The following is a 22,025-nucleotide window of genomic DNA, read 5'->3' as shown; positions in this document are numbered from 1 at the left end:
TCATCACCGCAGCGCCGCACTGCGCGAGTGCAGGCCGGTCGCCATGTGCAGGGTCGGGAGTGGGAAGACCAGCTGGGCGCCCCATTCGGCGACATAGCTGAGTTGTTCGGTCAGTTCGGTTTCCAGGTTCCAGGGCAGCACGAGGATCACGTCGGGACGGTCCTTGGCGATGAGGCCCGGGTCATGGATGGGAATCCGGGCACCCGGCGTGAAGTGGCCGTGCTTGTAGGGATTGCGGTCCACGGTGTACTCGAGTAGGTCGGTGCGGATGCCGCAGTAGTTGAGCAGCGTGTTGCCCTTACCGGGTGCGCCGTAACCGACCACCCGCTTGCCCTCGGCGCGGCACTGCAACAGAAATCGCAGCAGGTCATGTCGGATCGCTTCGGTGCGACTGCGCAATTGTAGATATCCCTCGGGGCGGTGTAGGCCCGCGGCTTCTTCGATGGCGAGCACTTTCGCGACCCGCTCGGTCGGCGCTTGGGCGGACTGCACGGGCCGAGCCCAGATGCGTAGGGACCCGCCATGGGTCGGCAGGAGTTCCACATCGACGACCGCCAGGCCCGCTTGGGCGAGGGCATAGGTCGCGGAGAACAGCGTGTAGTACTGGAAGTGCTCGTGGTAGATGGTGTCGAACTGGCCCAGGCACACCAGGTTCAGCGCATGGTGCACCTCGATGCTCAGCCAGCCGTCGTCGGCCAGCAGGTCACGCAACGAGGACGTGAAGCCCCGCAGGTCGGGGATGTGTGCGTAGACGTTGTTGGCGACCACCAGGTTCGCCGGGCGGTGCTCGCTGCGGATGCGGCGTGCCACGTCGCGGTCCAGGAACTCTGAGACCGTCGGTACACCGCGATCGCGGGCCGCGGCGCCGACGTTCAATGACGGCTCGATGCCCAGGCAGGGGATGCCCTTGGTGACCGCATGCTGCAGCAGATACCCGTCGTTGCTGGCAACTTCGACCATGAACGAATCAGGTCCGAGCCGAAGGCGCGCGGCGGCTTTATCCACGAAGTCCTGCGCGTGCTGCACCCACGTGTCCGAATACGAAGAGTAGTAGGCGTATTCGGTGAACGTGTCCTCGGGCGTGATCAGCGCCGGTATCTGCAGCAGCAGGCAGTCCTGGCACAGCCGCAGGTGCAGCGGGAAGGTCTGTTCGGGCAGGTCGAGTTCGTCAGCGGAAAGGATCTTCTCGCACGGGGGGGTGGCGCCCAGATCCAGGACGCTGAGCATGCGTTCCGAGTCGCACAAGCGGCATTTCATCTGACTCTCGATTCTGTTGTGTTCGAACGGATCCCCGACACCGCACCGATCGCGTCGAGGTAGGCGTCGGCCATCGCCTCCACCGTGTAGTGCGTGCACAGCCGCCGGAAGCCCAGCTGCCCGACAGCGGGCAGCGCCGAGGGCTGGGCCAAGATCTTGGCCAGTCGATCGCGCCAGCCGGACACCGACACCGAATCGACCAGGTACCCGGCGGCACCGAAGTCCAGCATCTCCGGCACGGCGCACACCGCCGAGGCGGCAACGGGAACCGCCCGTGCCATCGCTTCGAGGATCACCAGCGGGAACGCTTCGGAGCGGCTGGGTACGCACAGCAGATCGGCGTCGGCCAGCGCGGGCCCCGGGCCGGCTGACCAGCCGCGCCACTGCACTCGGTCCCTCAGCTCCGGCGGGGTGAGCGCCTCCAGCCGTTGCCGATCCGGCCCGTCACCGAAGACCGAGAGCCGCCAGGGCATTTCGGTGAGCCCGGCCAGGGCTTCGATCAGCAGGTGCGGGTTCTTGTGTTCGACGATCCGGGACAGCATCACCAGGTGCGGCGGCTCGCCCGGCGTCCGGGTCCGCTGCGGCGGCGCACCGTTGACGAGAACACCGTTGGGTGCGGTGAACGGCCGTCCGGCCAGCCGATGCTGGGAAGTCAGCATGTCCCAATGACGCTGTGCCAGCACGATGAAGCCGTCTGCGCGGCGCATGGCCGCCGTCAGCGGACGCGAGTAGATCGGGCGATCCGGCTCCGGCGGCACATGCGCAGCGACCAACCAGCGCCGGTCGCGGGCGCCGGCCCGCCACAAGGTGGCGAACCCGGTCTCGGTGTTGGTGTCGCCGCTGATCAGTACCGCAGGGCCGGCGGGCAGGTCCAGCGCGGGCGCCCACCACGGTTGGCGGACCACCCGCACCCGGTGCGGGATCTCCCTGATCAAGGGGCCGAACCGTTGCATGCAGACCAGGGTCACCGAATAGCCCCGGCGGTCCAATTCGGCGGCCAGCAACGCTTTTTGACGTTCCGCACCGCCGTAGACCAGGCGGTTCGTGGTGATCACGATGGACGGCTTGTCGGTGCGGCGGTCGGCGATGGCGCGCTTGCGTGCCTCCCGCTTGGATCGCTGCACCCGCTCCAACAGCGTGGTGCCGGCCAGGTATACGTCGGCGTGGTGGACGCTGTCCCGGCGTTCCAGCAGCAACGCGATGTTGGCCCGCAACAGGTCACGGTTGCGGCGGCGTTCGGGCGAGGAAACCTCGGCACCGTGGGTGGCGCCCGGTTCCGCGGTGGCTTTGGCTGCCGTCGGGTTACCGTGTTCCACTTCGAGTTCGTCGGCCAGCAGCACCCGCCAGCCCGCCGCACTGGCCCGCTCTTGCCAGTCGGTTTCCTCGCCGTAGAGGAAGAACTCTTCGTCGAAGCCGCCGATCTGATTCCACGCCGCACGGTTGATGGCCAGGCAGATCCCGGCCAGATAGCCTTCGATCGGCTGGGATTCGGCCGGCTGGCTGGCGTACAGGTGCGAAACCGGGGTGCCGCGCAGGGCGTCGGAGTAGCCGGCCGCGGCTACCAGCGCCCGGGTCAGCGTCCGGCGGCGCGTGGCGATGTCCCACCGCTGGGGGCCCGGCGCCCCGTCGTCGCGCACCAGCGGGGACACCGCGGCCACATCGGCTTCGCGCAGCAGCTCCCGGGTACGGGTCAACGGCCCCTGCAGCCGTGCGTCGGCGTTCAGCAGCAGCAAGTCCGTGTCGGCGGGGGTGTGCTCCACCAAGGCGTTGAAGGCAGCGCCGAAGCCGAGATTCACCGAACCCAGCACCCAATGCACATACGGGTAGCGGGCGGCCAGCTTCTCGCGGCCGGGATACTCGTCACCACTGTTCTCGTAGACGTACACCGGCAACTCGGGTGCGTGCTCGGCAAGGCTGGCCAGACACTTTTCCACCAGCTCGTGGCTTTTGTAGGTGACGATGAGTGCGGACAGCGGCCGCTCGGACCGCAGCGGCACCGGGCCGCTGGGTCGCTTCAGATAGGCCCGGTCGAGTTCGGATGTCATGCCGTCACCTGCCTGCCGAAAAGAGACGTCAACGTCGACCACTTGACCGGCCCCACCGCCAGATTGGTGATCAGGTAGGCGCAAGCGGCGGCGCCCAAGGTCAAGACCACCTGGTGACCAGGCAGCAGGAGGGTCACCGCGACACTGACTGCCGTGGGCACCAGCGTCCGCACCACGAACTTCACCGGTGTCCGGTAGTCACATTGCTGCCGCAGCCGCCAGCTGGCGAACACCATGCCCAGCAGTTCGGTGCCCACCAAGGTGATACCGGCTCCGACAGCACCGAACTTGCTGTCCAGCAACAGGTTCAGCGCGACGTTGACCCCCAGTGTCACCACGAACAGCTGGAAGAAGAACCGCTGCTGACCACACGCGAACAAGCCCTGCCCCAGGGTTGCGGTGACGAAGCGCAGTGCCGCGGCGACGAACAGCAGACCCAATGTGGGCGCGCCGCGACCGACGAAATCCTGGTCACCGAACAATTCGATCAGCGGGCCGGCCAGCAGTACCCCGATGACGGCGATGGGAACAGCGAGGAAATACATCAGTTCGACGCAGCGGCGCAGGAACGCGACGAAAGCCGTTGTGTCCCGGGAGAACAACGTGGTCGCCGTGGACAAGGTGGACCGGAGGAAGAACACCGACAGCGCCTCGGTGTTGAACGCGATGGTGTAGGCCAAACCGTAGACGCCGACCTCGGAATGGGTGCTCAGCAGGGACAGGATCACTTCGTCTGCCCGCCAGTACAGGATCCCGACCACCGCCGCGCCCGCCAGCGGCAGGCTTTCCCGGAGCAGATCAAGCGCTTCGCGCGGCGCGAATACCGGCCGCAGCGAGATGTGTCGCGCCGCAGCGGTGCCTTGAATCACCAGTTGCAGGGCCGGTGGAATAAGTTGTGCCACCGCGAACCAGATGACGTCGGCTTCCGTTGCTACCAGCCAGCTGATCATGGCCAGCGACCCGACGCGGCCGGCGACGTCGGACACGGCTACCGCGGTGAATCGGACGGTGGACAAGAACACCGGCTCAAACCGCGTCGCCATGGTCAGCATGAGCAGTTGACCCGACAAAACCACCAACATCACCCGAATGTCGGCGTCCCGGTAGACGAGCAGCCCGGAAACCGCGGCGGCGGTCACCAGCGGAACGCAGTACATCAGGGACAGGCCGCTATTGACGCGGACCAGGCGCTCGATCTGCCCCGTCCCGGACGTGACCCGGCGCACGATCACCGAACTCAAACCCAGGTCGGAGAGGCTGGCCCACATTCCGATGAAGGCGGCCGCGATGGACAACTGGCCGTAGCGTCCCGGGCCCAGATAGCGGGCCGTCATCGCGACCGCGACCACCGAGGCGAGCATTCCCACTGCCCGGCAGAGCAATTGCACCGAGAACGCGTGCGCGATGCGGGACTGCGGCACCGACGGCGAGTCGACCGGGCCCGTCGCGGCCGTGGGTTCGGTGATCCCGGTCATCTAATATGCCCCGTCGCTGGCCAAAACCGCCTTCAGCGTGCGGGCGATGATCACCAAATCCCCTGCCATCGACCAGTTGTCGACGTAGGACAGATCGAGCCGCACCGAGTCCTCCCAGGACAGGTCCGAGCGCCCGCTGACTTGCCACAACCCGGTGATGCCCGGCTTCACCAACAACCGCCGCTTCACCTCACCGTCGTAGTTCTCCACTTCCCGCCGCAACGGCGGCCGGGGCCCGACGACGCTCATGTCCCGCTTCAAGACGTTGATGAATTGCGGCAACTCGTCGACGCTGAACCGGCGCAGTATTCTGCCGACGGGTGTCACCCGCGGATCCCGGTGAATCTTGAACAGCATGCCGCCGGCGCCCTGATTGAGCGGCAGCAGCCGGTCGACCTGCTGATCTGCGCCGACCACCATGGTCCGGAACTTGAGCATGGTGAAGGGCTCGCCGTCCAGGCCGATGCGTTCGGCGCGGTAGAACACCGGGCCTTTGCTGGTCAGCTTGATCCACAGGGCGGCGGCCAGCAGCAGCGGGGACGTCAGGACGAGCGCGGCCAGCGCAAAACAGAAGTCGAAGGCCCGCTTCTGAAAGCGTTGCGCCCCTTCGTATTGCGGTTTTTCGACATGCAACAGCGGAAATCCGGCGATGGGGCGCACGGTCAGCCGGGCGCCGGCGACATCCATGACGCCGGGGGACACCACCAGATCGACATCCATCGTCTCGAGCTGCCACATCAGCCCTCGGATGTCCTGCACCCCGAAGTGCTCGCTGCGGGTGACCGCCACGGTGTCGGCGCCACACGCTGCAATCGCGGCTACCGCCGCGTTCTCGTCACCCAGGATGGGGATGTCTTGTCCTGCCACGGTAAGTATTTCGCCGCGAGGCGGGCCGTACCCGGGAATGCAGACGGCGACGACGACGTAGCCGTCCTTCGGGTTGCGGATGAGTTCCTGGGCGAGATTGGAGACTCCGCGCCGGTCACCGACCGCCAACACCATGGTCTGGTATTGGCCGCGAGCACGCATCCGCCACACCTGCTTGCGCCACAAGTGGCGGCTGACCAGCAAACCGCAGGTGCCGACGGGCAGTGCCACCGCCAGATAGCCGCGGGCCAAGTCGATCTTGGCGAGCAGGGTGACCATCGCGATGACCCCGAAGGTGGAAAAGGAGGCGCTGGCGATGCGCCGGTACTCGTCGATGCCGGTGCCGATGATGCGCGTCGATCGGGTGTGGAAAATCGAGATCGACGAAAGCCACAGCAGCGCAAACAGACACGAGAACAGCGTCATGACCGGACCCGGGTATCCCGACGTGGTCGGCTCGTCACCGAATCGGACGTATTGCGCCAGCGTCACCGCAGCACACACGATCACCGAATCGGTGAGCAGTAAGCGCCGCGAGTACCGTTGCTGCCAACGGGAATTGACGTTGAGCTGCGGTATCCCCGGCGGATGCGGGGTAAGCACCATCGGCCCACTCTGCGGGCCCTGCGGTGTACCGTCTTCGGCGCGAAGTGTGGTCGTCATGCCGGCCGCCCCGCAGCACCGGAAGTTTCGAGGTGACCCCGCGCGGTGCCGGCGTAGTAGACGCCCGGATAACAGATCAGTTGGGCGCGACCGGCACGCAAGAATGCCACCGGACCCTGCACCAGGTACCGGCGGGCCAGGCGCCGCGGCTCGTGCGTCAGGCGGTAGAGCCATTCCAGCCCAACGCGCTGCATCCACTGAGGCGCGCGGCGCGTCTTGCCCGCCAGGAAGTCGATCGCGCCGCCACAGGGCAGGAACACCTGCGCGCCCGTCGCGTATCCGTGCTGGTCGACCCACTGCTCCTGGCGTGGCTTGCCGAGACTGACGATGAGGACGTCGGTGTGCGCGGCGCGGATCGCCGAGACGAGGGTATCAGCACGCGATTCCAGGTCCGATGGACTCGGCGCCCACATCCCGGAGACCACCAGCGCGGGAAAGCGGTGTGGCAGTTCGGTACTGAGCAACGCGTGAGTCTCGACGCTGCCGCCCAGGAAACCGACCCGATAACCGCGCTGTTCGGCCAGCGCCAAGACGGCCGGCAGCAGGTCGGCACCGGTGACCCGGGGCCAGGGCTTGGCCGTCAACAGCTGGCCCCGCCAGGCGATGGGCATGCCGTCGGCCAGCAACAGCCACTCCAACTGGCCGTTCGGCGCCGCGCTCACCGACCGGAAATGATGCAGGTGGTCGAGGTTCACCGAACCGACGGCCAATCCGTGCGAAGACTGTGTCGCCAGCCGGGATTCGATGATCGACAGCACTTCGTCGGTTTCGCAGCGTTCGACGATGCTCCCACTGACGACCATGCGCACCGCGCTGGTGGGTACCGTGTGCTGGGTCATTTCGACCTACCCCGTGCGCTTCTCGCGCGGGCGGCTCATGGCTGGGCGCTTTCGGCTGCGGTCAAGCCCGAATCCAACAGCGGCCAGCTGGCGTCCTTCTCCGAGATGACCGTGACCGGTAGCGGCCAGGCGATGCCGAATTCCGGTTCGTTCCAACGGAAGTTCTGCTCACTGTCCGGAACGTAGGGACCGCTGATCTGATACAGCACCTCGGTGTCGTCGGTCAGGGTCTGAAACCCGTGCGCGATGTAGGGAGGGATGAACAATCCGCGGTGGTTCTCCGCACTCAGTTCCACCATCACATGCTTGCCGTAGGTGGGTGACTCCGGGCGGACATCGACGGCGACGTCGGCGATCGCGCCGCGGATGCAGCGCACCAACTTGGCCTCCGCATGCGGCGGAAGTTGCCGGTGTAGACCGCGCACCGTGCCCCGCGTGTGGTTCATGCAGATACTGGTCTGCGACACATCAGAGATCAGTCCGCGCTCGCTGAATTCGTCGGCGCAGAAGATGCGGGAGAAGAAGCCGCGGTGGTCCCGGTGCGGTTCGATGTCGATGATCGTCACGCCGGCGATGTTGGTGGGTGTGTACTTCATACCGATCCTCTCCAGCGGCCCCGCGCGGAGAAGGGGTCAAGCACTGCTTTCTCCAAAACAAATGCCTCGGCGTAGTGGGCGCGGCTTTGCACCCCTCGCACCCGCATCAGGCCGAGGAAAGATTCCTCGTCGAACCAGTCCCGTCCCGCCTGGGAGGGATAGCACTGGCCCAGCAGTCTGGCCTTGCGGTATGCCGCTTCCTTCGAAACCGGCACGTAGACAGAAGTATTGGGTAGGTCGGACTCCCACTTGAGGATTTCGTAACCCAGGACGAGGTGCGCACGGAACTCGGTCGGAATGAGCTCGGCGATCAGGCGGTGATCCTGGTGGTAGTCGTTGCGCTGGGGACCGAGCACCAAACCCGGCTCGCACTCGCGACGGAACGCGGCGAGTCGTTGCTTCACCGCTCCCCAGTGCTCGGGCAGGCGGCTATCAGGCAGGTCGGCGACCGTGAGCCGAACGTCGGTGCGGGGCAGGAACGTGGCGAACGCGTTCTTCTCCTCGGGTTCCCGCTCGCTGCCGGCGCCGGTCAAGACCAGCGCGTGCACAACAAGATTCGGATTGCTCCGGGCCATCTCCATCAACATGGCGCCGGCACCGATGAGGATGTCGTCACAATGGGCACCGATGGCCGCAACCGAATCGATGCGGGACGCGAACTCCATCATGCCGACCGACCCGTGGCTTGAGCCGTCTCCCAGACCGCCCAGGGACGGATGCCCCGGTTGTAGTCGGCGTCGAGTTCGGCGCGTTCCTTGAAGGTGTCGGCCGGTTTCCAGAAGCCGTCGTGTTCGTAGCCCAGCAGGCGCCCGGTTCCGGCCAGCGTCATGCAGGCATCGCCCACCAGGTCACCGTTTTCGGGAATCAGGTCGATGACTTCCTGGCTGAGCACGAAGTAGCCACCGTTCACCCAGATCGGGAACTTGGCGATCGGCGCGATCTCCTTGATGTCACCGCCGGTGCTGACATCGACGCAGTGAAATGACGACTGCGGTGGCACGACGAGCATGGACGCCGCGGCGCCCTGAGCGTGGAACCGCTCGATCATCGTGTCCAGGGGCGCGTCGGTCAGCACGTCGGCATAGTTGGCCAGGAAGTACGGGTCGTCGCCCAGGTGGTTGCGCACCCGCCGCAGCCGTTCGCCGATCGGTGACTCCAAGCCGGTGTCGACGAAAGTGATGGTCCACTCCGACATGTCCGAGTCGAGTAACTCGACGTGACCGCCGCGCATGACGAAGTTGTTCGACTCCGTCTCCCGATAGTTGAGGAAGAAGTCCTTGATCATCCCCTGGCCATAACCCAGGCACAGGATGAACTCGGTGTGCCCGTAGTGGGCGTAGTACCGCATGACGTGCCACAGCAGCGGCCGGGGCCCGACCATTTGCAGCGGCTTGGGCACCAGGTCCCCATCCGCGCTGCGCATTCGCATGCCGTAGCCGCCGCAGAAGAGTACGACCTTCATGACCGGGCACCCCTCGAAGCCCGGGCTGAGCCTGTCGTGCGCAACCCCTCCATAATCGGTTCCCCTTCTATCGGCAATAAAGCGTACTTACTGAATGAATCAAACGTTCTGCTATAACGATTGGTATGTTGCGTCATGCCACGGATCCCCCTTCGTCGCTTCCGGTAGGCGCTTAGAAGTCCCCGTAGCCGGCCGACGGCGGCTGAGCCATCACCGTCGGCACCAGGCCGTACCGCGGACCGGGCGCAGGTCCGGACGCTGCGGCCGTGCGCGGCAGCCCGCCCAGCAGACTTGGCGGCACGGTTCCCACGCCGCCGTTGAGACTGCCGCCGGGCAGCGCCGAGCTGAGGGCGCCGAAGTGCGAGGTCGGGATCACGCTGGTCCAGGTAGCAGGCACGGACAGTGAGCCGAGCCGGGCGGCTTGTCCCAGGCTGCTCAACACCCCGCCGCCGAGTCCTTCGGTCGCGGCTTCGGCGGCTCCGGCCGCGTCTGCGGCCACACCGGCCACGTCTGCCGTCACCTGCTGGGCTGCGGTGCTGGCCATACCCTGCAGGCTCTGGGCGATGCTGAGCAATCCGGACAGCCCATAGATCGGCGTGGTGCTCAACATGATCAGGTTCGCCATGTCGGTGGTGGAGCCGGTGGGCAGCGTGCCCAGCCCGGAGGGCAGCGGGCTGGCGCTGGCGGCCGTCGGCGTAGCCATGTTCTGCAGGGCCGTGGGCACCGAGTTGACCAGCGATGCCAGCGTGGTTTGCGTCGCCCCCGATTCACCCGTCGCTTCGGAGACCGCGGTGGCTTGAGCGGCCACCGCCGCCGGTTCGGTGACCTGCGGCGGAGCCTCGAACGGCGTCAGCGTCGACGCCGCCGAAGAGCTGCCGGCGTAGCCGAACATGGCGGCGGCGTCCTGGGCCCACATCTCGCTGTAATGGGCTTCGGTGGCGGCGATGGCCGGGGAGTTCTGACCGAAGAAGTTGGTTGCGACCAGCAATGACAGCAAGGTCCGGTTGGCCGTGACGACCAGCGGTGGCACGGTCGCGGCGTAGGCGGTCTCGTATGCCGCCACCGCGGCCTTGGCCTGGGCGGCGGCCTGCTCGGCCTGTTCGGCCGTCGCCCTCATCCACGCGGCATACGGCGTGGCCGCCGCCGCTGCGGAGATCGCGGCCGACCCGAGCCAGGGCCCGCTGGTCAAGCTGGCGATCGCCGACGAATACGCCGAGGCCGCTGCGTGCAATTCGGTGGCCAACTCATCCCAGGCCGCCGACGCGGTCAGCAACGGTTCTGCGCCCGCGCCGGTGTACATCCGCGCCGAGTTGATCTCCGGTGGTAACGCCCCAAAATCCATGGTTCCAGCCCCCCGTCGCCTCGGTCGCCGTTACATCGCCCCTGCGGCGTTGGCCGCTTCGGTGGCGGCGTAGGACCCGGCGCTGACCCGCATGACGTCGACGAACATCTGGTGAATCGCCGCTGCTTGGGCGCTCACCGCCGCATACATCTGGCCGTGGGCAGCGAACTGCATGGCGGTCAGTGCGGACACTTCGTCCGCTGCGGCGGGCGCCAGGGCGGTGGTGGGAACTGCCGCGGCGGCGTTTCCCGCCTCGACGTTGCAGCCGATGCCCTGCAAGGTGTTGGCCGAGGCGGCGAGCACCTCCGGTTGTGCAGTCACGAACGACATGTGCTTCCCCCTAGACCCGACAGACGACGATCACGTACAAACTGCCAATCACACGAAGAGGAGTATTACATACTTTTGGCATGTGCACCATGCTGGAAGCTAAACGAGAGTATCGTCACATCCCACTCTTGAGCTTGAGCGTGGAAGTGCTGCACATCGTCTACGGACTGATAACCTCAGAAACGGCGCAAATGCCACCTGAGAAGCGCCGGTGAGGGCTCATGATGTAACGAATTGGCCGCCCTGCTCGAGGAAGGCATCGCGAACGTGACAGCGATCAGCCCGACAAGTCGAAGTGTCGATCTTCGGTTGCGGCAGCCATGAGTCCTTCGGATCCGACCAGCACCGACTCGGCCGACGGCCGAGCCGATACCACCCGGCGGCACATTCTCCGTGCTGCGGCGCACCAGTTCGCCCGCCACGCCTACCACGACGTCGGCCTGGACGACATCTTGGCGGAAGCCCAACTGACCAAGGGCGCGATGTACTTCCACTTCCGTTCCAAGCATGCGTTGGCGGTGGCGATCATCGAGCAACACACCGCCGATGCGGGCGTGGCGGTCAAGGAGCTGCTGGCCAGGCAGCTTTCCGGGCTGGAAACCTTGATCGACTTCTGTTACCTGATCGCCCTGCGGGAAGCGACGCACGACGTGGCCCGGGCCGCGATGCATCTGCTCGGGACGGTCGGCCGCACCGAAGGGCTGCAGCGGACCCTGCTGGACGGGTGGGTCGAGGGGCTGGCGTATGTCGCCCGACGGGCTATCGACGAAGGCGACATCGCCGAACGCTGTGACCCCGAGGACGTCGGGCGCTTGATCGTGTCGATGTACATGGGTCTGCGGCAAACCAGCGAACTGGACAAACCCGAGCAGTTCCTGCTCGATCTGGAGAAGAACTGGGTGCTGGTGCTGGCCGGGATCTTGCAACCCGACCGCATCGATTACTTCCAGCAGTTCATCAGGCGGCGCACGGCACTGGCCATCCGCACCACGTCGACAGCCATCCCGGACTGACCGGGCCCGGCGGGCGACGGTCGCGGGCGTTCCTCCTGCGGCTGTTAGGCTTTACCGGCTGACCAGGAATTATGAGCGCGGGCTGGTCACCTGCGCGGCTCGGAAGCAGTGCGGAGGAACGTAAGCGATGGCGCGCCAGGTCCGATCTGAGGCAACCCGGCGGAAGATCCTGGACGCGGCGGTCGACGTATTCAGCGAAGTCGGCTACGCCGCCGCGGCGTGGGGCACCATCATCGAGCGCACGGGTATGACCAAGGGCGCGCTCTACCATCACTTTGATTCCAAGGAAGCGCTGGCCTCCGACATCATCAACGAAGGCGCCGACGTCATGCTGCGAGCGTTTCGCAACGTGTGTGTGTCGGCCTCGCCCGCGCTCGAGAACATGATTCACGGCACCTTCGCCTTCGCCAGCGTGCTCAACTCGGACAAGACCGTGCGGGCGGCCGAGCAACTGGCCGCTGCGCTGAGCGGCTTCAACGAAGCGGCCGCGCGATCCAGTGTCAGCTGCGTGGGGGAGATGGCAGCCGAGGCCCGCCGGGCGATCGCCGAGGGAGATCTGCGCGACGATGTCGATCCCGAAGTGCTCAGCGAGTCGATCATCGGCGCGTTGTTCGGCACGCGGTTACTGCTGACGGCGATGTCCGGGGCGCCGGGCAGCGAGATCCAGAATCAGGACCTCAGCGGCCGATTACTGCAGTTGTGGACGCTGCTGCTACCCGGCATCGTGACCGAGGCGTCCTTGCCGTACTTCCGGCAATTTCTGGCCCGGGAAGCGATGCGCCACGCCCGGCCGGCCGCGCCGACCGGCTAGGCCTGGGCGATCGCGGCGCTCGGCCGACTGTCCCTGACGATCCGGGCCGGAATGCCCGCGACCTCGACATCGTCGGGAACCGACTTGACCACGATGGCGCCCGCGCGGATCCCGACTCGGCTGCCGACGTCGGCACCGAGCACCATGGCGCCCGGGTAGATATAGACGTCGTCGCCGATGCTCGGATATTGACCGGGGCGTCCTTCCCCGATCGACACATGCTGGTGGATGCGGCAATTGGCGCCGATGCGGGCGCGGTAGTGCACGTGGACGGGGCCGACGTGGGCGATCGACAGCCCCGGTCCGAAGACGTTGCGCGGAATGACATAGCCGAGTCGCTCGCCCAGAAACTTGGTCCGCAGCTGCAGATAACCAGCAACCAGGCGCCCGGCCGGGGTGCGGGCCGCATTCGTCCAATACTCCGACTTGCGCAACAGGCGCTGGAAATACATGGGCCGCTGGGTGACTCGGTAGCGGTGGCGCCAGCGATCCAGCCCCTGGGCTCGCAGGTCCGCCGCCAGATATGCCGCCAGGTCTTCGCGAGTCTTGATCACCAAGCGATCGTACTATTTGTGCGTTATGTGCGCTGAATCGATACTAAAAGTCTGAACTGCTTGAAAGCGCGGATCAGCGTTCGTCTTCCCACAACTGTTCGGTCAGGTCTTGGAAGGCCGCCAGGGCGAAGTTGTCGTCGGCGCGCATTACGGCCGATCTGCTCATCAGCGCCCGCACCACCGAGCCGTCTTTGTGGGACAGCTCCACGACCATGTTCGCCAGCGCATGGACGAAGGACAGCAGCGACGATTCCGAGTCCGGTGTCTGGTGGAAGATTTCCTCGAACCGCAGCGACAACACTTCTTCCGGCTCGCACCCGACCATCTGGGCAAAAGCGGTGTTGGTGAACAAGATGCTGCCGTCGTGCCCGATGGCCAGCACAGGGACCGGGATGCGTTCCAGCACAACCAGTGCCGGCAACTGCTTGAGGGTGGTCATCGGCGATTGGGTCAGTTGCCGGTTCCGTCGTCGGTCCACCAGCCGATTATGTCCTATGGCAGAAGATATGCCAGCTTTGCTGGTCGTTAGCGCCGCTGCGGGGGTGCGCAGCGCGCCGTCGCTGACCTGCGCGGCTGCGGCGGCGCCGGGCGAAGGCGCTTCGAATTCCATTGCCAATTCAGACGATTGAGCTTACTCAGGTACCTGGTACCGCGGGAAAACCCCGGTGGGCGGCGGCAGCGCGGTTCCCGGGGTGAGTCGATGGCCGACCGCCGTAAATGACCGCTGGTCATTTGCTTGGCCGAGCAGGTCGAGCAGCTTGCCTGCCGACTCCGGCATCACCGGTTGCACCAGCAGCGCCGCGATGCGGACCACCTCGCAGGTGACGTACAGCGTGGTGCGGAATCGGACCTGATCGGCTTCGGACTCACTCTTGCGCAGCACCCAGGGCTGCTGAGCGGAGAAGTATTTGTTGGCGTCCCCGAGCATCAACCAGATGGACTCGAGCGCCAGATGCATGGCCTGGGCGTCGAACTGCGCACGCACCCGCTCCAGCAGCCCGTCGGCCGTGGTGAGTAATTCGGTGTCGGCTGCGGTGAAGTCACCGGGCCGCGGCACCACCCCGTCGAGGTTCTTGGCGATCATCGACAACGAGCGCTGGGCCAGGTTGCCCAGTTCGTTGGCCAGGTCGGTATTGATCCGGGTGATGATGCCCTCTTCGCTGTAACTGCCGTCCTGGCCGAACGGGATCTCGCGCAACAGGAAGTAGCGGATCTGGTCGACCCCGAAGGTCTCGACCAGCGCCATTGGGTCGACGGTGTTGCCCACCGACTTGCTCATCTTCTCGCCGCGGTTATGCAGAAAGCCGTGCGCGAACACCCGGCGGGGCAGCTCGACTCCGGCCGACATCAGGAACGCCGGCCAGTACACGGCGTGGAACCGGATGATGTCCTTGCCGATCATGTGCAGGTCGGCCGGCCAGTAGCGGCGGAACAACGCCGAGTCGGTGTCGGGATAGCCGGCCCCGGTCAGATAGTTGGTCAGCGCGTCCACCCAGACATACATGATGTGCTCGGGGTGCCCGGGGACCTGCACGCCCCAGTCGAACGACGTGCGGGAGATGGACAGGTCGTCCAGGCCCCCGGAGACGAAGCTGACGACTTCGTTGCGCCGGGTGTCGGGCGCGATGAAGCCGGGGTTGGCCTGGTAGTGGGCGAGCAGCTTGTCGGCATACGCCGAAAGCCGGAAGAAATACGTCTGCTCTTCGGTCCAGGTCACCGGTGTCTGCGTTTCCACCGCGATCCGGGTGCCGTCCTCGAGCAGCTGGGTCTCCGATTCGACGAAGAACCGTTCGTCGCGCACCGAGTACCAGCCCGCGTAGTTGGCGAGATAAATGTCACCCGCGGCTTCCATGCGGCGCCACAGTTCCTTCGACGCCTCGTGGTGGTCGGAATCGGTGGTGCGGATGAACCGGTCGAAGGAGCTGTTGAGCCGCTCCTGCAGGCGCTGGAAGACATCGGAGTTGCGCCGGGCCAGGTCGGCGGTCGGCACCCCGGCCGCGGTCGCGGCCTGAGCGACCTTCAGCCCGTGCTCATCGGTGCCGGTCAAGAAGCGGACGTCGAAACCGTCGAGTCGCTTGAACCGCGCGATCGCGTCGGTGGCGACGTACTCGTAGGCGTGACCCATGTGCGGCGCGCCGTTGGGATACGCGATCGCCGTGGTGACGTAGTAGGACTGCTGTGGCGTCATCGAGAGACCACCCTAATTGCGGTGCACCTATTGTGTGCGCGTGAGCTCCAGCCGCCCCGGAAAGCGAGAAGCGCCGCCTGCGCCGGAGCCGTTGGCGCCGTTGATCGATGCGCACACGCACTTGGACGCCTGCGGCGCGACCGATGCGGCCGACGTCACTGCCATCGCCGACCGGGCCGCGGCCGTCGGGGTGAGCGCGCTGGTCACCATCGCCGACGACCTGGAGTCGGCGCGCTGGGTGACCAGGGCGGCCGAGTGGGATCCGCGCGTGTACGCCGCGGTGGCGTTGCATCCCACCCGCGCCGACGCGCTGACCGGTGCCGCGCGCGCCGAGATCGAGCAGCTGGCGGCCCACCCGCGCGTGGTGGCGGTCGGGGAAACCGGCATGGACATGTATTGGCCGGGGCGGCTCGAGGGCTGCGCGGCACCGCAGGCCCAGCGTGAGGCTTTCGCCTGGCACATTGACCTGGCCAAGCGCATCGGCAAGCCGCTGATGATTCACAACCGGCAGGCCGATCGGGAGGTGCTCGATGTGCTGCGCGCCGAGGGCCCGCCCGAGACGGTGATCTTTCACTGCTTCTCATCCGACAGCGCGATGGCGCGCAAGTGTGTGGCGGCCGGCTGGATGTTGAGCCTGTCCGGGACGGTGAGCTTCCGTAACGCTCGAGACCTACGCGAAGCCGCCCCGCTGATCCCGATGGAGCAGCTTCTGGTGGAAACCGACGCACCTTTTCTGACCCCGCACCCCTACCGCGGCGCAGCGAACGAACCCTATTGCCTGCCCTACACCGTGCGGGCGCTGGCTAATCTGGTCAATCGCCCGGCCGAGGAATTGGCCGAGGCCACCACGAGCAACGCTCAACGGGTGTACCGGCTGGGGTGATCCGGGGCCGTCTGGTACCCAACGGCGACTAGCAGCGTGACGCCGGAGTTGCTCAGCATTGACCGGTTCGTTACCGTCTTGTGATCGAACGGGTGGGCCTGCGGGCCCAATTCGTCATTCGCAGCTGAGAAGGTCGTTGGGTTTGAGTTGTTGCTTACGTTGGGGATAAACGGACATTGAATCTAGTAGCCAAACTTCATCGAACTGAATCACCGATATTGCGCCTGATTGTTGGCGCCCTGCTCACCGTGCTGGCTTTTGCCGGCAGCTACGCGGTGTCCGCGGTCAAGACCGTGACGCTGGCCATCGACGGCACCGAACTGCGCGTGACGACCATGAAGTCGCGGGTCATCGACATCGTGCAGGAGAACGGCTTCTCCGTCGACGAGCGCGACGACCTGTACCCGGCCGGTGACGTGGTGGTGCACGACGCCGCCAAGATCGTGTTGCGCCGCAGTCGGCCGCTGCAGATTTCGCTCGACGGCCAAAGCGCCAAGCAGGTCTGGACGACGGCTTCCACCGTCGACGAGGCGCTGGCCCAGCTGTCCATGACCGACACCGCCCCCGCGGCGGCCTCGCGCGGCAGCCGGGTGCCCCTGGCCGGGATGGCGCTGCCGGTGGTGAGCGCCAAGACGGTGCAGATCAACGACGGCGGTGTGGTCCGCACGGTGCACCTGGCCGCGCCGAACGTCGCCGGGCTGCTGGTCGCCGCCGGTGCGCCGCTGATGGGCGGTGACCACGTCAATCCCAACGCGACGGCCCCGATCGTCGACGGCATGCAGATCGAGGTCACCCGCAACCGGATTCAGACGGTGACCGAGCGCATGCCGCTGCCGCCGTCCGCGCGCCGCATCGAGGACCCGGACATGAACATGAGCCGCGAGATCGTCGAAGACCCGGGAGCGCCGGGCACCCAGGACGTCACCTTCGCCGTCGCGGAGACCAACGGTGTCGAGACCGGCCGCCTGCCGATCGCCAACGTCGTGGTCGCCCCGGCCCGCGAAGCGGTGGTGCGGGTGGGCACCAAACCCGGCACCGAAGTGCCGCCGGTGAGCGACGGCGCCATCTGGGACGCCATCGCGGGCTGTGAAGCCGGCGGGAACTGGGCGATCAACACCGGAAACGGGTACTACGGCGGTGTGCAATTCGACCAGGGCACCTGGGAGGCCAACGGTGGCCTGCGCTACGCGCCGCGCGCCGACATGGCCACCCGTGAAGAGCAGATCGCGGTTGCCGAAGTGACCCGGTCCCGTCAAGGGTGGGGTGCCTGGCCGGTGTGCAGCGGCCGGGCGGGTGCGAACTGACCATTCGACTGCTCGGACGCACCGAGATCAGGCGACTGGCCAAAGAACTCGATCTCCGGCCACGGAAATCGTTGGGACAGAACTTCGTACACGACGCCAACACCGTCCGCCGAATCGTCACGCTGGCCGGCGTCGGCCGGTCCGATGAGGTCTTGGAGGTCGGACCGGGCCTGGGATCGCTGACCCTGGCGTTGCTGGACCGCGGCGCTGCGGTCAGCGCCGTCGAAATCGACCCGGTGCTGGCCGCGCGGTTGCCCCAGACCGTGGCCGAACACTCGCACAGCGAAGCCCAGCGGCTCACCGTGGTCAACCACGACATCCTGACGCTGCGCCGCAGCGATCTGGCCGCCGAACCGACCGCGGTGGTGGCCAACCTGCCTTACAACGTCGCGGTGCCCGCCCTGCTGCATCTGCTGGCCGAATTCCCGTCCATCCGCGCCGTGACCGTGATGGTGCAGGCCGAGGTCGCCGAACGCCTGGCCGCCGAACCGGGCGGCAAGGAATACGGCGTGCCCAGCGTCAAGGTGCGCTTCTTCGGCCGGGTGCACCGGTGCGGCACGGTGCCGCCGACGGTGTTCTGGCCGATTCCGCGGGTCTACTCCGGGCTGGTGCGCATCGACCGCTATCAGAGTTCGCCGTGGCCCACCGATGATGCGTTCCGCAAGCAGGTGTTCGAGTTGGTGGACATCGCGTTCGCGCAGCGGCGCAAGACCTCGCGCAACGCCTTCGCGGAGTGGGCCGGCTCGGGGAACGCGTCGGCCAATCGCTTGCTCGCGGCCAGCATCGACCCGGCACGTCGCGGCGAGACGCTGTCCATCGAGGACTTCGTCCGGTTGCTGCAGCGGTCCGACGCCGACCTGCCGCCCATGTCAGGACACGCGTCCGCGAGCTGACGATGCTGGGTCCCCGTCGTCGGCAGAGATAGTCTGCTGGGCGTGTCCGCGTCTGAAGGCAACACCGCCGAACTGTGGGTGCCCACCGGTTCGGTGACGGTGCGCGTGCCGGGCAAGGTGAACCTCTACCTGGGCGTGGGGGACCGCCGCGAGGACGGCTACCACGAGCTGACGACGGTGTTCCAGGCTGTGTCACTGGTCGACGAGGTGACCGTGCGCAATGCCGATGTGCTGTCGCTGCAGATCGTCGGGGAGGGCGCCGACGAGCTGCCCACCGACGAACGCAACCTGGCTTGGCGGGCCGCTGAGTTGTTGGCCGACCACGTCGGTCGGGCACCGGATGTGTCGATCCTGATCGACAAGACCATCCCGGTCGCGGGCGGTATGGCGGGCGGCAGCGCCGACGCGGCGGCCGTGCTGGTGGCGATGAACTCGTTGTGGGAACTGAGCCTGCCCCGCCGCGATCTGCGTCTGATGGCCGCGCAGCTGGGCAGCGATGTGCCGTTTGCGCTGCACGGCGGAACCGCGCTGGGCACCGGCCGTGGCGAGGAATTGGCTACGGTCTTGTCCCGCAACACCTTTCATTGGGTGCTGGCCTTCGCCGAGGGTGGGCTGTCGACGCCGGCGGTGTTCAGCGAGTTGGATCGGCTGCGCGACACCGGCGATCCGCCCCGGTTGGCCGAGCCCGGGCCGGTGCTGGCCGCCTTGGCCGCCGGTGACCCGCATCAGCTGGCGCCGCTGCTGGGCAACGAGTTGCAGGCGGCCGCGGTCAGCCTGGACCCATCGCTGCGGCGGGCGCTGCGCGCCGGGGTGGAGGCTGGTGCGCTGGCCGGCATCGTGTCGGGATCGGGACCGACGTGCGCGTTCCTGTGCACTTCGGGGGCGCAGGCGGTCGACGTCGGCACCCAACTGTCCGGGGCGGGCGTGTGCCGCACCGTGCGGGTCGCCAGTGGACCGGTGCCGGGTGCACGGGTGGTACCGGCTCCGATGACGGAAGCATGACGGCTTTGTGAAATTTCCCTCAAATGGCGTGAGCGTTTTGCACTTCTTTAAGAGTTGCTTAAGATAATCCGCGGTGACGAGTAGCGGTGTGCAAGTAGGCGCGGAATTCTCGCCCGGCGCGACGCAGCGTCGGGCCGTTGCCTCATCACCGAAACGAGACCTAATTGCTCCCCAAATGTATGCGCGCGCCTGCTCCACAGTGGCATTCAGCAGGCGGAACATGAAAGTTCGGCCCTTGGGGCCGACATCGAGGAGGTTGCTTTGAGCAGGTTTACCGAGAAGATGTTCCGCAACGCTCGCGAGTCCACCAAGGGCATGGTGACCGGCGAACCGGAGACTCCCGTCCGGCACACCTGGGGTGAGGTGCACGAGCGCGCGCGTCAAATCGCCGGTGGGTTGGCGGCCATCGATGTCGGCCACGGCGACGCGGTCGGCGTGCTGGCCGGCGCGCCGGTCGAAATCGCTCCGACCGCTCAGGGCCTGTGGATGCGCGGCGCCAGCCTGACCATGCTGCACCAGCCCACCCCCCGCACCGACTTGGCCGTGTGGGCCGAAGACACCACCACCGTCATCGACATGATCGAAGCCAAGGCGGTCGTCATCTCTGAGCCGTTCATGGCCGCCGCCCCCGTCCTCGAGGAGCGCGGCGTCAAGGTCGTGACCGTCGAGCAACTGCTGGCTTCGGACCCGATCGACCCCATCGAGGCAGGCGAAGACGACCTGGCCCTGATGCAGTTGACCAGCGGGTCGACCGGCTCCCCGAAGGCCGTCCAGATCACGCACCGCAACCTGTTCGCCAACCTCGAGGCGATGTACATCAGCGCGGAGTACAACGAAGAGACCGACGTCATGGTCAGCTGGCTGCCGCTGTTCCACGACATGGGCATGATCGGCTTCATGACCGTGCCGATGTACTTCGGCGGTGAGCTGGTCAAAGTCACGCCGATGGACTTCATGCGCGACACGCTGTTGTGGGCCAAGCTGATCGACAAGTACCAGGGCACCATGACGGCGGCCCCCAACTTCGCCTACTCGCTGTTCGCCAAGCGGCTGCGCAAGCAAGCCAAGCCGGGCCAATTCGACCTGTCCACGCTGCGCTTCGCGCTGTCGGGCGCCGAGCCCGTCGAGCCGTCCGACGTCGAGGACCTCTGCGACGCGGGCGCGCCGTTCGGATTGAAGCCCGAGGCGATTCTGCCGGCGTACGGGATGGCCGAGATCACGCTCGCCGTGGCCTTCTCCGAATGCGGCGCCGGTCTGGTGGTCGACGAGGTCGACGCCGACTTGATGGCGGCGCTGCGGCGCGCGGTGCCGGCCACCAAGGGCAACACCCGCCGGCTGGCCTCGCTGGGGCCGCTGCTGCAGGGCATCGAAGCACGCATTGTCGACGAGGACGGCAACGTGCTGCCCAAGCGCGGGGTCGGCGTCATCGAGCTGCGCGGTGAATCGGTGAGCCCCGGTTACCTGACCATGGGCGGGTTCATCTCGGCGCAGGACCGGCACGGCTGGTACGACACCGGCGACCTGGGCTACCAGATGGACAACGGCCACATCGTCGTGTGCGGGCGGGTCAAGGACGTCATCATCATGGCCGGACGCAACATCTACCCGACCGACATCGAGCGCGCTGCGGGCCGGGTGAGCGGTGTGCGTCCGGGATGCGCGGTGGCAGTGCGCCTGGATGCCGGGCACACCCGCGAGACCTTCGCCGTCGCGGTGGAGTCCAACGCGCACGAGGACCCGGCCGAGGTGCGTCGCATCGAGCACCAGGTGGCCCACGAGGTGCTCAAGGAGGTCGACGTTCGGCCCCGCAATGTCGTCGTCCTGGGCCCGGGAACCATTCCGAAGACGCCGTCGGGCAAGCTGCGCCGGTCGACGTCGGTCACGCTGGTTACGTAGTCCGGTCTCGCGGCCCGGGTCTGCGCTACCAGGCGTGGACGCGGTTCTGCGCCGCCTCCAACCCGAGCTGGATGAGTAGCTCGGTGGCGTCGGCGGCCTGTTCGCAGATGGTCGGCACCTCGGGACGCTCGGCCGCGGCAAAGTTCTCCAAGACGAACGTCGCGGGGTCCTTGCGGCCCGGTGGCCGGCCGATGCCGATGCGTACCCGCTGAAAGTCCTTGGTGCCCAACGCGGCGGCCACCGAGCGCACGCCGTTGTGGCCGCCTTCGCCGCCGCCGAGCTTGAGCCGGATCCGCCCGAACTCCAGGTCGAGTTCGTCATGGATGACGATGACGTCGCCCGGTGACACCGAGTAGAACTTGGCCAGTGGTCCGACTTGGCGGCCCGACTCGTTCATGTAGCAGCGCGGCTTGGCCAACACCACTGAGTGCCCGGCCAGCCGCCCGGTGACGACTTCGGCGCCGGATCGCTTGTGCGCCTTGAACTTTGCGCCCAGCCGGCCCGCCAGCAGGTCGGCGACCAGGAAGCCGAGGTTGTGCCGGGTGCGGGCGTAGTTCTCCCCGGGGTTGCCCAGGCCGACCACCAGCAGCGGTTCGGCCACGTCG

21 protein-coding genes are annotated in these 22,025 nt (G+C 66.7%); 7 read left to right on the top strand and 14 right to left on the bottom strand.

Annotated elements, in window-relative coordinates:
* Positions 1–3: 3 nt before the first annotated feature.
* From I2456_RS21295 to I2456_RS21250, 10 genes are all read right to left on the bottom strand, one after another.
* Complete coding sequence (locus I2456_RS21295; RefSeq protein ID WP_085075137.1) at positions 4–1,257, bottom strand: class I SAM-dependent methyltransferase; 1,254 nt, start codon at positions 1,255–1,257, stop codon at positions 4–6.
* Positions 1,254–3,302 carry a glycosyltransferase gene (locus I2456_RS21290; protein ID WP_085075138.1) on the bottom strand — a complete coding sequence of 683 codons (2,049 nt, stop codon included), beginning with the start codon at positions 3,300–3,302 and terminating at the stop codon, positions 1,254–1,256. Before I2456_RS21290 ends, I2456_RS21295 begins: the two co-directional genes overlap by 4 nt.
* The gene (locus tag I2456_RS21285; RefSeq protein WP_085075162.1) at positions 3,299–4,768 is read right to left on the bottom strand and encodes a flippase; all 1,470 of its coding nucleotides are present in this window, start codon (positions 4,766–4,768) and stop codon (positions 3,299–3,301) included. Before I2456_RS21285 ends, I2456_RS21290 begins: the two co-directional genes overlap by 4 nt.
* A gap of 9 nt (positions 4,769–4,777) precedes the next feature.
* Complete coding sequence (locus I2456_RS21280) at positions 4,778–6,250, bottom strand: sugar transferase (RefSeq protein ID WP_241008019.1); 1,473 nt, start codon at positions 6,248–6,250, stop codon at positions 4,778–4,780.
* A gap of 53 nt (positions 6,251–6,303) precedes the next feature.
* Positions 6,304–7,146 carry a WecB/TagA/CpsF family glycosyltransferase gene (locus I2456_RS21275; protein ID WP_085075140.1) on the bottom strand — a complete coding sequence of 281 codons (843 nt, stop codon included), beginning with the start codon at positions 7,144–7,146 and terminating at the stop codon, positions 6,304–6,306.
* 35 nt (positions 7,147–7,181) lie between these two features.
* Positions 7,182–7,742: a dTDP-4-dehydrorhamnose 3,5-epimerase gene (gene rfbC / locus I2456_RS21270; RefSeq protein ID WP_068028529.1), complete on the bottom strand. Its 561-nt coding sequence runs from the start codon at positions 7,740–7,742 to the stop codon at positions 7,182–7,184.
* The gene (locus I2456_RS21265; RefSeq protein WP_085075141.1) at positions 7,739–8,410 is read right to left on the bottom strand and encodes a PIG-L deacetylase family protein; all 672 of its coding nucleotides are present in this window, start codon (positions 8,408–8,410) and stop codon (positions 7,739–7,741) included. The genes rfbC and I2456_RS21265 overlap by 4 nt, the downstream gene beginning before the upstream one ends.
* Positions 8,407–9,204 (bottom strand): glycosyltransferase family protein, encoded by a 798-nt coding sequence (locus I2456_RS21260; protein ID WP_085075142.1) that lies wholly within the window; start codon positions 9,202–9,204, stop codon positions 8,407–8,409. The genes I2456_RS21265 and I2456_RS21260 overlap by 4 nt, the downstream gene beginning before the upstream one ends.
* A 172-nt stretch (positions 9,205–9,376) precedes the next feature.
* Positions 9,377–10,546 carry a PPE family protein gene (locus tag I2456_RS21255; RefSeq protein WP_068028520.1) on the bottom strand — a complete coding sequence of 390 codons (1,170 nt, stop codon included), beginning with the start codon at positions 10,544–10,546 and terminating at the stop codon, positions 9,377–9,379.
* A 30-nt stretch (positions 10,547–10,576) separates the two neighbouring features.
* A complete protein-coding gene (locus tag I2456_RS21250; RefSeq protein WP_068028517.1) occupies positions 10,577–10,876 on the bottom strand; it encodes a PE family protein in 300 nt (99 codons plus the stop codon).
* 320 nt (positions 10,877–11,196) lie between these two features.
* Here I2456_RS21250 and I2456_RS21245 point away from each other — a divergent pair, with 320 nt between their 5' ends.
* Both I2456_RS21245 and I2456_RS21240 read left to right on the top strand, forming a co-directional pair.
* Entirely contained in the window at positions 11,197–11,889 is a 693-nt protein-coding gene (locus tag I2456_RS21245; RefSeq protein ID WP_068028514.1) for a TetR/AcrR family transcriptional regulator, read from the top strand.
* 127 nt (positions 11,890–12,016) lie between these two features.
* Positions 12,017–12,700, top strand: a complete 684-nt coding sequence (locus tag I2456_RS21240; RefSeq protein ID WP_085075143.1) for a TetR/AcrR family transcriptional regulator — start codon at positions 12,017–12,019, stop codon at positions 12,698–12,700.
* Here I2456_RS21240 and I2456_RS21235 read toward each other — a convergent pair.
* The 3 genes from I2456_RS21235 to metG form a co-directional block, all read right to left on the bottom strand.
* Positions 12,697–13,254 (bottom strand): LbetaH domain-containing protein, encoded by a 558-nt coding sequence (locus I2456_RS21235; RefSeq protein ID WP_068028887.1) that lies wholly within the window; start codon positions 13,252–13,254, stop codon positions 12,697–12,699. The genes I2456_RS21240 and I2456_RS21235 overlap by 4 nt on opposite strands.
* Positions 13,255–13,327: 73 nt before the next feature.
* Complete coding sequence (locus I2456_RS21230) at positions 13,328–13,693, bottom strand: PAS domain S-box protein (protein WP_082952155.1); 366 nt, start codon at positions 13,691–13,693, stop codon at positions 13,328–13,330.
* Between the two features lie 192 nt (positions 13,694–13,885).
* The gene (gene metG / locus I2456_RS21225) at positions 13,886–15,442 is read right to left on the bottom strand and encodes a methionine--tRNA ligase (protein ID WP_085075144.1); all 1,557 of its coding nucleotides are present in this window, start codon (positions 15,440–15,442) and stop codon (positions 13,886–13,888) included.
* 34 nt (positions 15,443–15,476) lie between these two features.
* On the opposite strand from metG, the gene I2456_RS21220 reads away from it, so the two are divergent.
* From I2456_RS21220 to I2456_RS21200, 5 genes are all read left to right on the top strand, one after another.
* Entirely contained in the window at positions 15,477–16,325 is an 849-nt protein-coding gene (locus tag I2456_RS21220) for a TatD family hydrolase (protein WP_085075145.1), read from the top strand.
* A 176-nt stretch (positions 16,326–16,501) separates the two neighbouring features.
* Positions 16,502–17,629, top strand: coding sequence for a resuscitation-promoting factor (locus I2456_RS21215; protein WP_205880184.1), 1,128 nt, complete (start codon positions 16,502–16,504; stop codon positions 17,627–17,629).
* Complete coding sequence (gene rsmA, locus I2456_RS21210) at positions 17,593–18,522, top strand: 16S rRNA (adenine(1518)-N(6)/adenine(1519)-N(6))-dimethyltransferase RsmA (RefSeq protein ID WP_085075163.1); 930 nt, start codon at positions 17,593–17,595, stop codon at positions 18,520–18,522. The genes I2456_RS21215 and rsmA overlap by 37 nt, the downstream gene beginning before the upstream one ends.
* A gap of 42 nt (positions 18,523–18,564) precedes the next feature.
* Positions 18,565–19,524 carry a 4-(cytidine 5'-diphospho)-2-C-methyl-D-erythritol kinase gene (locus I2456_RS21205; protein ID WP_068028500.1) on the top strand — a complete coding sequence of 320 codons (960 nt, stop codon included), beginning with the start codon at positions 18,565–18,567 and terminating at the stop codon, positions 19,522–19,524.
* 261 nt (positions 19,525–19,785) lie between these two features.
* Positions 19,786–21,420, top strand: coding sequence for a fatty acyl-AMP ligase (locus I2456_RS21200; RefSeq protein WP_085075146.1), 1,635 nt, complete (start codon positions 19,786–19,788; stop codon positions 21,418–21,420).
* A 25-nt stretch (positions 21,421–21,445) separates the two neighbouring features.
* Here the strand turns inward: I2456_RS21200 and pth are convergent, their stop codons facing one another.
* A complete protein-coding gene (gene pth / locus I2456_RS21195; protein WP_085075147.1) occupies positions 21,446–22,021 on the bottom strand; it encodes an aminoacyl-tRNA hydrolase in 576 nt (191 codons plus the stop codon).
* Positions 22,022–22,025: the final 4 nt, after the last annotated feature.

The organism is Mycobacterium kubicae (genome assembly GCF_015689175.1).
GTDB lineage: Bacteria > Actinomycetota > Actinomycetes > Mycobacteriales > Mycobacteriaceae > Mycobacterium > Mycobacterium kubicae.
The sequence above is the reverse complement of the archived record's forward strand: the minus strand, read 5'-3'. Positions and strand labels throughout refer to the sequence as shown.